This window comes from Mucilaginibacter sp. P2_A5, from assembly GCF_056404995.1.
In genome coordinates this window covers 16,109-29,471 of the sequence record NZ_JBFUCY010000044.1, presented here as the reverse complement: position 1 = coordinate 29,471, position 13,363 = coordinate 16,109, and the positions used below count along the sequence as shown (strand labels likewise).

Here is a 13,363-nt window from a genome sequence, read left to right as displayed (position 1 = left end):
AGTATTTATGTTTCCACATAATTATTAAAATGCAGGTTGCGCCACCAGGCCAAAAACACTACCGGTCTGATGTTTATCAACTTGATTTTTCTTTACCTTTCAGCTTCTCTTTAAATTTTTGGTCTTCTTTATCCTTCTTTTCCTGCGCCTTTTTTAGCGCTTCGGCCTTTTCTTTTTGTTCTTTTTGGGTTAGCGGTTGATTTTTTGCCTTTTCGTCGGCCTTTCCTATGCCGGCGCAGCCTTTAAGACCGCCGAGTAGGGTAAGCCAGATAGTTTTAAAGTAAGGAAAGTTTTTTGGACGGATAAAAGCGACATCGGCAACGCGAGGTATGGTTTTGCCGTTATCGGGGTTATCGCTTTTAAGTATCAGTGTATTTACCAATAACGATTTGATGCCTTTTGTGGCATACCCTTGTTGATCGTCTGGCTTCAGTATATCAACCTTTAAGTTGTTGTACAAAAGCGTAACCTTGCCTGTAGATAAATGCCGGTTGCCATGGATATTGAAATCAAGACTGGTTACCCTGCCGGATGTAAAGCGCACCAATCCAAGCGGCATTACGGCGGCATTGACATCGGCCAGGTTTATGGCGCCCAGGTGGCCTTTGTAGCTGTAACTATAGCCGGCATCGGCCAGGTTAAAGCCAAAGCTAAGGTTTAGCCTGCCTTTGCCCATAAACAATGTGCTAAGGTTTACAGTAGCCAGGGGCTGTTTTTGCAGCAAGGCCTTTTTATTGGTAAGGTTAAGAAACCTGCCCGTTACAGCGTTAAACCTTACAGTACCGGTTTTGCGCGATTTGTTTTTTTTGAATTCACTGTAATTTACATCAAGGTTTTTGATATCAAGGGTGTCAATCTGCAGCCCCATTTTTAACCGGCGGATGGCCCAATTGGGAAAAGTGACCAGCCTATCGGTAGTTTTAAGCGGCCCGTTGGGGTTGCTGAACATGCTGAATTCGCCCCTGTTCAGCACCATCCTGGCTACATCCAAACTGTTGCCCCGGCGATAGTTCCGGTAGTTAAAATGGTGCAGGGTAATGGCATCCAGGTGCAGACCAAAACGATCAGTGCGACTTTTGGCCAGGTACGTACTTATGGCAAGCGGCTGCACATCTATCCCGGCAATATCCAGCCTGGAGGTTTTAGTGGATAACTTCATGGAATTTATTTTGCAGGTATACAGTCCGTTTGCAGATTTGCCTGTATAATGCTTAAGCTGGGTAACAATATCACGGCAATAAAGCGTTCGTGAGGTATCGGCCTGCGTTGCAGAATCAATAAGCAGGTCGGTAGCATGTATATCCACCTCTTTTAATACATGAACGGATGGCTTCGGGCCCGATTTATCCCGGTAGGTAAAGCTGATGCCGCCCAGGCGGATATTGGCAACATGGATAAGCGTAAAGCTTTCAGAAAGCTTTTGATAAAGGGTACGCTTATCTACCGTTTTTTTAGGCTGATGTTTATCGCCGTTTTTGCTGATGTATATTTCGGGATCGTTGAGATCGATCAATCCTATATCTACCTTTTTATGCAGCCAGATATCTAACGGGTGCGCGCCCGAAACTTCCAGTCGCTTTACTTTCAGTTCCAATAAATGGCCGGGGCTGCGGCCCTCATGTTGTAACCGGCGATATAAGGCGGTATCAGGTGTAAAAGTGATATTGTGCAGTACAGCGCTGCCTTTAAATACATTAAGATCAAGTTTGCTAAAATTTACCCGGTACAAGCTATCGGTACCTTTAAGCACAGCTTCTTTAAGCTTCGCGGAGAGGGTGCTGCTTAAAAAACTGTTTAAAAAAAACACCACTACCAACAGGATAACGGCCACCGCTGCCACACCAATTGTCACTACTTTTCGCCACCTATTTTTAAAAACCCAAGCCGTCATATATTGATTTTGCTTTTGCATTAAGCAACCACCACGGCGACTTTTACTAATTGCTTAACAAGGGAATGGATAAATTGATTTGAAAAGTAAAAATTGAAAAGCAGACGGCTGAAATTGATTTACGTAAGCGGATAGAGAATACCCCCCGTCAAAAAGCATACACACATCAAAAAAGCCCGCTCCTTTGCAGGAGCGGGCTTTACAAATGATTATATAGAGTATTAAACTATTTTAACATTTACTGCATTTGGGCCTTTACGACCTTCTTCTACGTCATAGCTAACTGAGTTATTCTCGCGAATGTTGTCAATTAAACCAGATGAGTGTACGAAGATTTCGCTTCCGCCGTTTGCCGGTGTAATAAATCCGAAACCTTTTTCGTCATTAAAAAATTTTACTGTTCCTTGTTGCATTATATTGTATATTAATAAGTTGCAAACATACGCTAAATAATCGACATTTTTACTATTGGTAAAATAGTTTAATTTTGGGTAAAAAAAACAAAGTTAACCCTGAACACGAACAGCTTTGCTAAATGCAGGCCGTTAATCTTTGTCTTTATGACCATGTCCTTTACCGTGTCCATTGCCACGGCCATCATTACCCCCATCGTTCTTTTTATATTTTTGCTTGTCCCAGCCTTTATGCTTACCGTTGTCCCAATGCTTACGATATTTTTCGTCACGGCTATCGCGGATAATAACCTGGTCACGGCGCCCCTTGTAAGTTGCGTACTTTGTACGGTAAACGTTGTTCCTTAACCACGGGTCCCTTTCGTTTATTACAACTTTATAACTTTGATACGGGTCAAAGTTACCGTACCTGCCGGGTAACACACTTGCCTTTATCCAAGCATTGTTTTGGTAATAAACATACTGATGTGTTGGCACAGAGTAGTATACATCAATATCCGGCATGTAATAGTAACGGGCATAGTCGTAACCAACGGGGCCCCATGCGGGCTGGCTCCCTATATTAATACCAAGGCTAACACTTACCTGGGCATCGGCTGCCTTAAAGCTAAAAAAGCTTAGGAATGCCATTGCGGCGAAAATTATTTTTTTCATATTAAGTTAATTTGAAAGTACGACAATATATTATCAAAAAGGTTTGATTAATACGCACATAACTTATCTTTTAACAAGCAACTCAAAGCTGATAAAATTCAATTCCCTAAAATTATCTCTTCTCAAACCCAACTTATCTTTATCTTCTGCTATTTTTACCTTGATGAAAGCAGTACGCCTTACCCGCACAACCAGCGACAATCCCGATTTCCGCACACTTGTAACCCAGCTTGATGCCGATTTGCGTGATCGCAACGGCGATATGATGGATATTTACGACCGGCACAACGTAATCGAAAAAAATGATACCGTGGTGGTAGCTTATCTTAACGATCAGCCTGCAGGATGCGGTTGCTTTAAACCTTATGATGCCGAAGCTGCGGAAGTAAAACGGATGTTTGTACGCCCCGATGCGCGCGGTAATGGCATCAGCAAATTGATATTAAATGAGTTGGAAACCTGGGCGCATAGTTTAGGCTACACATACACCGTGCTGGAAACCGGCGAAAAACAGGTAGAAGCTTTAAGCTTATATCCCGGATCGGGCTACCTGCCTATCCCCAAATACGGGCCATATGTTGATTTGCCGGATAGCATCTGTTTCAGGAAGGCATTGTAAGTAACCTTGCCAAAAAAGAAAGCCCCCGAAGATCTTTCCGGAGGCTAACACACAATCACACACATCTGTCATCACAACACCCACGAGATTCGCAACCCGAAACCCGCAACTTAAATATTACTGATCGGCTAACTGAAAATTCATTGGTATTACATATTTAACACGCACCGGCTGGCCGTTTTGCATGCCGGGTTTCCAGGCCTTGGCCAGCTTTAGCACCCGGGACGCTTCTTCATCAAACCCGTAACCGGCGCCACGTTCTACCTTTATATTTGACAGCGAACCGTCTTTTTCTATCACAAAACTCATCAACACCTTACCAGATACCCCCTGCTCCTGCGCTACTGCCGGGAACCTCAAATTCTTTTGCAAAAATTTACTCCACGCCGCTGCACCACCTACCGGCTCAGGCATTGCTTCAAGGCTGCCATCCATATCATGTATGGCATTATCAACTGCAGGGCCGGTGCCTGTTGTACCCTTATTTGTATTAACATCCATGGCGTTACCGGGCTTATCAGCTCCCTTACTATCGGTGGCTCCAATTGTGCTTGCCTGTAATTCGGCGGTAGTATGCGGTTGCACAATGGGGTCATTAGGTACTACAACCGGCGGCAGGCTTGCAACTGTTTTTACAGGCTCAGCAGGCTTAGGCGGTTCTGTAGATTTTGGGGGCTCAGCTTTTTTTGGCGGCGCCACCGGAGGCTGGGTCAGAACGGTAGTCAGATCAACAGGGGTCATTTTAACCATTGCTGCCGGTTTGCCTTTAAAAACAAAGGCCGATATTACAATAACCGCTAAACCTGCAAAAGTTAAGCCCATGGCCTTGCTCATGGTCCGGCTGTAGTGCTGCCTTAATTCATAAGCTCCGTACTCTTTGTTACGATGGTCAAATACAAGGTCGAGCCACTCGGCATTGTACAAATCAAATTTTGTGATAGGCATAAATTAAAGAATTAAATTTCTACTATAACGAATAAGCATTTGTTATATTTTACAAAACTCAAAAAAAGATCAAATTACAAAAAAATAAATTTCATCAAAATTTCATTTTCTTGTGAGTTGCGGGTTGCCTGGTTCGGGTTGCGGGTTGCACAGATAATGGCGCATGGATTAGTTAGGCTCGCCCCTATTATCCCCCCGCAACCCGAACCCTTTACTTTGCCTGGCTCCTATTCTGCCCGAGCCTCGCAACACGCAACACGAACCTTTTTAATCGACTATCGCAACCCGATCCAGACAACCCGCACCTTCTCTCTCGAACCTCGCAACCCGCACACCGAGCCTTCTCCCAACAAACCCATCACTAATTCTCCTCCGCCAACTGAAAGACAAATGGGATACTGTAAGCTACACGTACCGGATGCCCGTTCTGGATGCCTGGCTTCCAGGGTTTGGCCAGTTTTAACACCCTGACAGATTCTTCATCCAACCCATAACCCAAACCGCGGCTTACTTTTATATTTGATAGCTGGCCGTCTTTTTCAACAATGAAGCTGATTAACACTTTGCCCGATATATTAACTTCTCGGGCGGGCGCAGGATAACGCAGGTTCTTTTGCAGGAATCTGGCCCAGCCGGCCATACCGCCATCGGGCTGTGGTAATACTTCTACTTCGTTAAAAGGCCTTACCTTTTCATCCTCGGTGATAGCACCTGTACCAGGCCCCTCGGTTATTACATCAACATCTAAAATATTTCCTGCAGGAGCGTCCGGCCCGGCCTGATCTGTATTGGATATAGTTGCCTTTTGAAGCTCTGCCACCGTATGCGGATCGATAGCTTTTTCTTCGGGCACAACAACAGGTGGCGGGAAATTGATTTTTCTTGAAAGATCCTTGGGTAGCTGAGTTCCGGCAGACTGAGGTGGTATCACCTGGTGCACTTTGGGCGAAACCGGGGGCGGTGGCAATACTTTCAATATAGGAACATCCCTAATGATAACTTCGGCCCCTGGTTTATGCCTGAACACCACGCTCGCCACCGCCCAAACAGTAATAGCGGCAAAGGTTAAAGCCATAGCTTTAACCATGGTACGGCTGTAATGCTGACGCAGTTCGTAAGCACCGTACATTTTGTTACGATGATCAAATACAAGGTCGAGCCACTCGGCATTGTACAAATTAAATTTTGTTGCTGACATCTTTTAAAGAATTTAGTTTCGAAAATAACGACAATTCAAAACAAATAGTATATTTTATTTTGAAAAAATCGATTATTACCAAATAAAATTCTGCAAGCCATCAAAAACCTTCGTTTCGGGATAGCAAAAGGCCCCGCGTTGTGCGGGGCCAATCGCCCACTCCTGCCCATCATAACATGAGGGCTCCTGCAACCTGGAAGCCCGCTTTTAATTACTATCAGCTAATTGAAACTTAATTGGTATTACATATTTAACACGCACCGGCTGGCCGTTCTGCATACCCGGCTTCCAGGGCCTGGCCAGTTTTAGTACCCGCAACGCTTCTTCATCAAGCCCAAACCCTACGCCGCGCTCAACTGCTATGTTTGATAAATGACCATCTTTTTCGATAACAAAACTCATGATCACCCGCCCGGATACACCTTGTTCCTGGGCTATAACCGGGAACCGCAGGTTTTTCTGCAAAAAACCGCTCCAGGCCGCTGCACCGCCGGCGGGTTCGGGCATAACTTCAAGGGCATTAAAATCATGGATGGTGTTATCCACTACAGGAACAACCACCGGCGCTGTACCGGTGCCGTCCCTCGTCCCGGTATTGTCAAGTACGTTTTGAACATTTCCGCCGCCCGCAACCTTAATATCCGCATTACCAATAGCGCCTTCAATTTTGCTAATTACCGGCGGCTCAACAGTTGGTTCGGTATTCACAACCACAGGCGTAACAAACCTGGTGGTTGCTACCTGTTGCGCGGCCTTAACCGGTGCCACTGGTTTTGGTGGTTCAGCAGGCTTTACCGGTTCGGCTGGTTTCAAAGGCTCGGCAGGCTTTACAAGCTGCGGATTTAAATCAACCACGGTTATTTTAAAAATCTCGGGCGGTTTTGGTTTAAAAATCAAGCTTAGCACTACAAAAACCGCAACACCGGCTAATGTTATGGCCAGTGCTCTCGTCATAGTACGCCCGTAATGCTGCCTTAATTCGTAAGCACCGTACACTTTGTTACGATGGTCAAATACAAAGTCGAGCCACTCAACCCTGTACAAATCAAATTTGGCCGAATGCATTTTTTCAAGAATTAATTACATCAATATAACGATTTTACATACATTATATTTTACAAACAAGCAATAATCCATTTATTATTAAACAGAAATGACAAAAATTACCTCGCCAACAAAAAAATCATCAAGACCATATTTTGCCTTATAAATCAGTTAAAAAGGGCTTTTATTGCGTACATTTTTTTCATAATCAGTATATTAAAAATCAAAACCGCTACATATTTTATATACAAACCGATAAAAAGTTAAAATACTTGTAAAAAAATCACGTTTATTTTATTTTTTTCTTACTTTTAGACATGATCAGCAGGCTTTATCGGTTTATAGTCACAATTTTCCTCTTAGTTTCGGGGCTTTCTGCTTCGGCAAGGGGAGGATTGTATCATATTAACCATAAAGAGAGCAAAAAGACATCAGTATCGGCCGCTGTCAATCATCACACTCCTTTTAACTATGATTACAGCCTTAATAACGCACCGGTACAGGTTATAAACCTGCAGCAACATCGTGGCCCGCATTCGCTGCCATTCCTTTATACAAGCCCCAACTTTTACACCATACACGTTAAGTATCTCAACTTCATTTGCGGCAGGGGTACAAGCGAGCTATCGCGGTTCCGCAAACTCATCCTTTTTCCATTCCACGCTTTTTGGTAATAGTTAAACAATTACACGCGGCTGTGCTGATTACACAACCGTGTTTATTGTTTTTTAAAAATTAGTTTAAATATCCAAAGGCATTTTGATTGGATGCCTGCGGTATAATTGTTGAACTGCCCGGTATTTTTGATTGGGTACCGGGCAGTTTCTTAAACTATCAATTAAACTAAAATCATTTATTAACTAATTCTTGTTTATACATAATCATGGCAAGCCCGTACAATCAGGGCTCACTAATTCTGTATAAACCTGGCTTTTGTAAAAAAAGCTTTCTGCTTTAGGCACTAAGCTTTCAGCTTTTTATTAACCATTCCCTAAAACCCCAAGCATGAAAAAATTCATACCATTTGGCATACTAATACTTATTATAGTACTTGCCCTTATATTTCCATCGGTTACATTAACAACCGTTAAAGACAGTAAAATTGATACCGGCGACACTGCCTGGCTATTGGTTAGTACCGCTCTTGTTTTGATCATGACACCCGGACTTGCCTTTTTTTATGGCGGTATGGTGAGCAAAAAAAACGTACTATCAACCATGCTGCAAAGCTTTGTTTGTATGGGCGTTATCACCGTTATCTGGGTTATTTTTGGCTTTAGCCTTGCCTTTGGCGATACCATTGGCGGTTTCATTGGCGATCCGCGTACCTTTTTTATGATGAAGGGCACCCTTGGGAACGCCACCTGGAAACTTGCGCCTACCATCCCATTGGTATTGTTTGCCATGTTCCAGTTAAAATTCGCGGTTATTACCCCGGCCCTTATTACCGGCGCATTTGCCGAGCGTATCCGGTTTAACTCCTATGTTATTTTCCTTTGCCTGTTCATGGTATTTATATATGCGCCTTTGGCCCACTCTACCTGGCATCCTGATGGTTTCCTGTTTGGCAAAGGCGTGCTTGATTTTGCAGGCGGTACCGTTGTACACATGAGCGCCGGCTGGGCAGCCCTTGCATCAGCATTATACTTAAAAGGCCGTAACCAAACAGCGCACTCTCCTGCCCGTATCAGCTACGTATTATTAGGTACAGGTTTATTATGGTTTGGCTGGTTTGGCTTTAACGCCGGCTCTGCTTTAGGCTCGGGCACACTTGCAGCTACCGCTTTGGCTACTACAACAACAGCATCTGCAGCAGCAGCAATGGCCTGGATGTTTTTTGATATCCTGCGCGGCAAAAAGCCGAGTGTACTGGGTGCCTGTATTGGTGCCGTAGTTGGCCTGGTTGCAATTACACCTGCAGCAGGCTTTGTAACCATTCCTCACTCATTAATAATTGGTATTGTTGCTGCGGTTGTAAGCAACCTTGTAGTTATCTGGAGAAGCAAAACCAGCATTGACGACACACTTGATGTATTCCCTTGCCACGGTGTAGGCGGTATGGTTGGTATGCTGTTAACCGGTGTATTCGCGCATCAAAATGTAAATAGTGCCAACACTACAGGTAATGGTTTATTTTATGGCGAAACTCATTTGTTTTTTCTTCATCTGATCACTTTAGTTGGCGTGTCGGCATTTGCCTTCTTCGGATCATTATTACTGTTAAAAATAACAGATATGATAAGCACATTACGCGTTACACCTGAAGAGGAATTAGCAGGTTTGGATATCAGCCAGCACGACGAGGAATTGTAATAACACGAATTGATCCACACGAATTTCACGAATGGGATCGAATTTCACTAATCAGCTTTAAAAACTTTTACAAAAAAGGAGCTGTTTTACAAATTATCGTATTGGATAAAGAAAATCAAACATAATATCAATTAACAAAACAGAATTCACGTTTTTACTATTGTCTCGCCAAGGCTAATTTAAAAACTAAAGCCGCCCTAAATTTAAGGGGCGGCTTTTTTGATTCACACGAATTGATTTACACGAATTTCACGAATTGGGTCGAATTTCACCAATCTACTTCAAAGTCTGTTAATAAAGAGGAGGCGCTTACGGGTTATCGTATCGAAGAAAAGAATATCAAGCATCAAACAACCAGCACGGCAACAATGGCCAAAAATAAAATATTTAAAACAAAATCGCCCCCGCAGTTTGAACCAATGAACCAATGAACCAATGAACCAATGAACCAATGAACCAATGAACCAATGAACCAATGAACCAATGAACCAATGAACCAATGAACCAATGAACTAATGAACTAATGAACCAGTGAACCAATGAACTAATACCATGAACTACCAATCCTTGGTTGATATCTTTTTTAATTCCTGGATTGTTTTTTTCGCTGGCGTTGTTTTTAGCATATATGATTTTAAAACCGTACCGTTTTGCCTGCTATAATTGAGTATCTTATCCAAATAAACGGCAACATCCCTTTTTTCCAGCTTGTTTTTCGCCTCTTCCATCGGGAATGTAATGCCAGGATCTAAAACCTCCATACCATACCTGTCGCGCTTATAAGGGGTAAACTTAAAATCGGTAAACCAATAGCGGTATTTCGAATCTTTAACTTCTATTCTTAACGTGTAGCTTATCTCGCCGCCCAGACTGCCCGATAACAGCGACCGTTTTGACACTACGAAGCTACCCTCTCCGTTCAACACACCCTGGGTTTCATCAGCTTTGGTAATTTTTAGCTTACCCTTTGGATAAGCTTTGTGCATAAAATACAATCCCCGGCTGTACAAGGTATCCTTCCTTAACCCCGGCTGATCAGCGGTTTGATAATAAATATATTTATTATGTTCATCAAAAGCCAGCGTGTCTTTTTGGGCGACGGCATTTTTTACAGAAAGAATACAGATTAGAGCAATGAAGATGTTTTTCATATAAATAAGAATCAAGAGTCAAGAATCAAGAGTCAAGATAAAAAGCACACCTGCTTTGCTATTTAGAGATCAGCAAACCAAGGCAAGGGCTTCAAATCTATTCAACTTTGAAGTCCTTGTCTTAATTCTTGATTCTTAACTCTTGACTCTACGCAGCTATAAAGATAAAAAGCCTCCCGGTTATATCGGGAGGCTTTTTGTAAAATAATGTTTTAATTTAAATTTAGAACGCGTATACAGCGGCTAATAAAAACTGACCGGCTGATTTTGAAGGAGTGCCATCACTCTTCCAGAAAACATCAGCGGTTTTAGTATGGTCTAACCTAAACTCAGGGATAAAAGTTAAAGGACCTGATTTGATGCTGCAAGTTAAAGTTGAAGCAAACACCGAGTTGCCCGGAGTAATGCCGATATCAGGACCACCATTTGTTGCTTTGGCTTTGAAATATTCTTCTCTTAAACCAAAAGTAACTGCTTTTGAAACAGCCAATTGAGGATACAAAGCATAACCATAGTAATTATAAGCACCCATACCGGTTTTACGCGCAGCATTTAAACCTAATTTAAACGCATCGGTTATTTGGTAAGCGGTGGTTAAATCCAATATAGTACCAGAGTATTTGCCGCTTGCAAAGTTAATATAAGCGGTCCAGCCTTTAACAGGCGATACAAATAACTGCGTACCAAAGGTTGATACTTCTGGTGTAGCTGAATTTGATTTGTAGGTATTCCAGTTGTCGTTAAAAATACCGGCCATCAAGCTTACTTTATCAGAGAAAGCGTAAGTTGCTTTAAAGCCTGCATTTTGGAACGGGCCTGCGCTGAATAAATAAGAAGTTGAATAGTTAAAGTTACCCACAGGGCTAATTACCTCGTAACCTACAAATGTAGCCATGTAACCAGCGGTTAAGTTAAACTTATCTGTTACATCATAAGAAACGTATAAGTTTTGAATGTGGTAGCTTGAAGTACCAGCCGGCAATGACCCATAAATAGCATCAGGAATTGATTGCTCCTGGCCACGCGGCCCAAAAGACATTTCGCCTACAAACGCTGCTTTGCCTACTTTTTTCTTCAAACCCAAATCGATCATACCAATTGATACTGAATTATTATCAGATCCGAAAGAGGTTTGAATATTTGGTTTATTAGCAAAATCTTTTTTGAAGTAGGTATCTACCGAACCGTAGATAACCAAAGGGGCATCCGATGTGGTTTTCACCGTATCCTGTGCTTTAACCGTAAAAGCAGCAATTGAAAGGGCAGATAAAAGTAAAAGTGTTTTTTTCATGATAACGATTTAATTGATTTGATTTTGATTTGGTTGAATAAAGCTTCCCCATTAGGCTAATGCACAACAATAGCCCTTAGTGAAGCTGGTTGAATTTATAAGATTGTGAAAAAATACCTGTGCGGTTGGCGATAAAAGATTGTCGGTATTTAATAACCAACCGCACAAGGCATTATAGAATTTTATTATACTGCAGATGGAGATTTTACATCTTTATCAAAAAGGCCGCTTAAGCTGATCTCATCATCCTGAGCAGGGTAAACTTCAATACCATGATCAAATACATCGATACCGCCGGCACCTGTTTCGCCTTCTTCTTCAATACGTAGTTTCCATGGGTTAGGCAGTTTGTTGATGATAAACATCATTGCAAAGGTTACAACAAACACAGCAAGCGTGATAGTTAAACTACCAATAAACTGCGCTTTTAACACACCAAAACCACCACCATAAAATAAGCCGGTAACCGGTGCTGTATTATCAGGACCAGTTGGGCCTGTGAAGCCATATTGACCGGATGCAAAGAAACCTAATGATAAAGTACCCCAGATACCGTTTAAACCGTGTACAGATACCGCACCAACCGGATCGTCGATACGGAACCACTCAATAAGGTAAACACCTGCAAATATGATAACACCAGCAACCGCACCTAACAGGATTGAACCCAACGGGCTAACCCAGTAACAAGGGCAGGTTATAGCAACTAAACCAGCTAAGAAACCATTGATAGTAAAAGCAAGGTCAAACTTTCCTTTTGTTGGGCCAAACCATAATGCAAATAACATTGCAGAAAAACCACCGGCGCAGGCAGCAAGCGTAGTGTTGGCAGCTACGCGGCCAATACCCTGCATATCCATTGCCGATAATGTTGAACCAGGGTTAAAACCATACCAGCCAAACCAAAGGATGAAACCACCCACAGCGGCAACCAATAAGTTGTGACCCGGAGGTAATCCGCCTTTTTCTTTATCGTCACGGGCAAAAACCCTGCCTAACCGCGGGCCTAATACCATTGCACCTGCCAGGGAAGCAACACCACCAATAGTGTGTACCACTGTTGAACCAGCAAAGTCACGGAAAGGCTGAGCGCTTATTGATTGGAAAATACCAGAAGTACCCATTAACGCAAGGAAACCATCCGGTCCCCAGGCCCAGTGGCCAATTATTGGATAAATAAAACCTGTAATACCTATACTGTAAAGAATATCGCCACGGAAGCTGGTACGGCCAATCATTGCACCAGATACGATAGTTGAGCAAGTATCGGCAAAAGCGTACTGGAATATCCAGTGTGCCAAAACGGGGATACCTGTTGAACCATAAGTTTCGGGCGTATTTTGCAGGAAGAACCAGTTGGTGATGGTTTTGCCATCAGCACCTAAGCCGCCCCAGCCAATAAAGCCGTTACCGTTGCCAAACATAAAGGCGTAACCTATGGCGTAAAATAACAAACCGCAAAGGCAAGTATCAAAAATACACTCCATTAAAACGTTCACCGTTTCTCTTTTGCGGGCAAAACCTGCTTCAAGCATTACGAAACCCGCCTGCATACCAAATACTAAAAAGGCAGCAACCAGTGTCCACACAGTGTTAACTGTATTAATTAACGACGTTTCATGGGCCGTATACGTATCGGCAGCATGCGCAGATGTGCCAAATACACCGGGTAAAACCATCATTGCGGCAAAAACCAGCAATAGGCCAATCATTTTTCCTGTAAAAATGGTAGCTCCCAGCGCCCATTTCTCACGTGTCAGCTGTCGGACTGAACTTAGGAGGTCTAATTTTGTAGAACTTACTTTCATTTGTTTTTTAATTTAGTTTGATTGTTTTTTAATAGT

General features: G+C 42.8%; 12 protein-coding genes. 3 read left to right on the top strand and 9 right to left on the bottom strand.

Annotation, left to right across the window (positions count from 1 at the left end; translation table 11 throughout):
* Positions 1-76: 76 nt before the first annotated feature.
* The 3 genes from AC1DXF_RS27180 to AC1DXF_RS27170 all read right to left on the bottom strand — a co-directional run bounded on the left by AC1DXF_RS27180 (position 77) and on the right by AC1DXF_RS27170 (position 2,958).
* The gene (locus AC1DXF_RS27180; protein WP_477451833.1) at positions 77-1,891 is read right to left on the bottom strand and encodes a cell envelope integrity TolA family protein; all 1,815 of its coding nucleotides are present in this window, start codon (positions 1,889-1,891) and stop codon (positions 77-79) included.
* Positions 1,892-2,112: 221 nt separating this feature from the next.
* Entirely contained in the window at positions 2,113-2,304 is a 192-nt protein-coding gene (locus AC1DXF_RS27175) for a cold-shock protein (protein ID WP_090648758.1), read from the bottom strand.
* A gap of 132 nt (positions 2,305-2,436) precedes the next feature.
* A complete protein-coding gene (locus AC1DXF_RS27170) occupies positions 2,437-2,958 on the bottom strand; it encodes a hypothetical protein (RefSeq protein WP_477451832.1) in 522 nt (173 codons plus the stop codon).
* A gap of 163 nt (positions 2,959-3,121) precedes the next feature.
* Here AC1DXF_RS27170 and AC1DXF_RS27165 point away from each other — a divergent pair, with 163 nt between their 5' ends.
* Positions 3,122-3,577 (top strand): GNAT family N-acetyltransferase, encoded by a 456-nt coding sequence (locus tag AC1DXF_RS27165; RefSeq protein ID WP_477451831.1) that lies wholly within the window; start codon positions 3,122-3,124, stop codon positions 3,575-3,577.
* Positions 3,578-3,694: 117 nt separating this feature from the next.
* Here AC1DXF_RS27165 and AC1DXF_RS27160 read toward each other — a convergent pair whose 3' ends face one another.
* From AC1DXF_RS27160 to AC1DXF_RS27150, 3 genes are all read right to left on the bottom strand, one after another.
* Positions 3,695-4,522: an energy transducer TonB gene (locus AC1DXF_RS27160; protein WP_477451830.1), complete on the bottom strand. Its 828-nt coding sequence runs from the start codon at positions 4,520-4,522 to the stop codon at positions 3,695-3,697.
* 361 nt (positions 4,523-4,883) lie between these two features.
* On the bottom strand, positions 4,884-5,720 hold the full coding sequence (locus AC1DXF_RS27155) for an energy transducer TonB (RefSeq protein ID WP_477451829.1): 837 nt from the start codon (positions 5,718-5,720) through the stop codon (positions 4,884-4,886).
* A gap of 207 nt (positions 5,721-5,927) precedes the next feature.
* A complete protein-coding gene (locus tag AC1DXF_RS27150; RefSeq protein WP_477451828.1) occupies positions 5,928-6,785 on the bottom strand; it encodes an energy transducer TonB in 858 nt (285 codons plus the stop codon).
* A 296-nt stretch (positions 6,786-7,081) separates the two neighbouring features.
* Between AC1DXF_RS27150 and AC1DXF_RS27145 the strand changes: the two genes are divergently transcribed.
* Both AC1DXF_RS27145 and AC1DXF_RS27140 read left to right on the top strand, forming a co-directional pair.
* Positions 7,082-7,438 carry a hypothetical protein gene (locus AC1DXF_RS27145; RefSeq protein WP_477451827.1) on the top strand — a complete coding sequence of 119 codons (357 nt, stop codon included), beginning with the start codon at positions 7,082-7,084 and terminating at the stop codon, positions 7,436-7,438.
* Between the two features lie 331 nt (positions 7,439-7,769).
* On the top strand, positions 7,770-9,077 hold the full coding sequence (locus tag AC1DXF_RS27140) for an ammonium transporter (RefSeq protein WP_477451826.1): 1,308 nt from the start codon (positions 7,770-7,772) through the stop codon (positions 9,075-9,077).
* A 557-nt stretch (positions 9,078-9,634) separates the two neighbouring features.
* On the opposite strand, the gene AC1DXF_RS27135 is transcribed toward AC1DXF_RS27140, so the two are convergent.
* The 3 genes from AC1DXF_RS27135 to AC1DXF_RS27125 all read right to left on the bottom strand — a co-directional run bounded on the left by AC1DXF_RS27135 (position 9,635) and on the right by AC1DXF_RS27125 (position 13,327).
* Positions 9,635-10,228, bottom strand: a complete 594-nt coding sequence (locus AC1DXF_RS27135) for a DUF4468 domain-containing protein (RefSeq protein ID WP_477451825.1) — start codon at positions 10,226-10,228, stop codon at positions 9,635-9,637.
* A gap of 223 nt (positions 10,229-10,451) precedes the next feature.
* Positions 10,452-11,519: a porin gene (locus AC1DXF_RS27130; protein ID WP_477451824.1), complete on the bottom strand. Its 1,068-nt coding sequence runs from the start codon at positions 11,517-11,519 to the stop codon at positions 10,452-10,454.
* 185 nt (positions 11,520-11,704) lie between these two features.
* Positions 11,705-13,327 (bottom strand): ammonium transporter, encoded by a 1,623-nt coding sequence (locus AC1DXF_RS27125; RefSeq protein ID WP_477451823.1) that lies wholly within the window; start codon positions 13,325-13,327, stop codon positions 11,705-11,707.
* Positions 13,328-13,363 lie beyond the last annotated feature (36 nt).

What these genes read in the sequence shown, in the direction of transcription:
- AC1DXF_RS27180 (WP_477451833.1), bottom strand. Translation starts at nt 1,891, where the DNA reads ATGACGGCTTGGGTTTTTAAAAATAGGTGGCGAAAAGTAGTGACAATT.
- AC1DXF_RS27175 (WP_090648758.1), bottom strand. Translation starts at nt 2,304, where the DNA reads ATGCAACAAGGAACAGTAAAATTTTTTAATGACGAAAAAGGTTTCGGA.
- AC1DXF_RS27170 (WP_477451832.1), bottom strand. Translation starts at nt 2,958, where the DNA reads ATGAAAAAAATAATTTTCGCCGCAATGGCATTCCTAAGCTTTTTTAGC.
- AC1DXF_RS27165 (WP_477451831.1), top strand. Translation starts at nt 3,122, where the DNA reads ATGAAAGCAGTACGCCTTACCCGCACAACCAGCGACAATCCCGATTTC.
- AC1DXF_RS27160 (WP_477451830.1), bottom strand. Translation starts at nt 4,522, where the DNA reads ATGCCTATCACAAAATTTGATTTGTACAATGCCGAGTGGCTCGACCTT.
- AC1DXF_RS27155 (WP_477451829.1), bottom strand. Translation starts at nt 5,720, where the DNA reads ATGTCAGCAACAAAATTTAATTTGTACAATGCCGAGTGGCTCGACCTT.
- AC1DXF_RS27150 (WP_477451828.1), bottom strand. Translation starts at nt 6,785, where the DNA reads ATGCATTCGGCCAAATTTGATTTGTACAGGGTTGAGTGGCTCGACTTT.
- AC1DXF_RS27145 (WP_477451827.1), top strand. Translation starts at nt 7,082, where the DNA reads ATGATCAGCAGGCTTTATCGGTTTATAGTCACAATTTTCCTCTTAGTT.
- AC1DXF_RS27140 (WP_477451826.1), top strand. Translation starts at nt 7,770, where the DNA reads ATGAAAAAATTCATACCATTTGGCATACTAATACTTATTATAGTACTT.
- AC1DXF_RS27135 (WP_477451825.1), bottom strand. Translation starts at nt 10,228, where the DNA reads ATGAAAAACATCTTCATTGCTCTAATCTGTATTCTTTCTGTAAAAAAT.
- AC1DXF_RS27130 (WP_477451824.1), bottom strand. Translation starts at nt 11,519, where the DNA reads ATGAAAAAAACACTTTTACTTTTATCTGCCCTTTCAATTGCTGCTTTT.
- AC1DXF_RS27125 (WP_477451823.1), bottom strand. Translation starts at nt 13,327, where the DNA reads ATGAAAGTAAGTTCTACAAAATTAGACCTCCTAAGTTCAGTCCGACAG.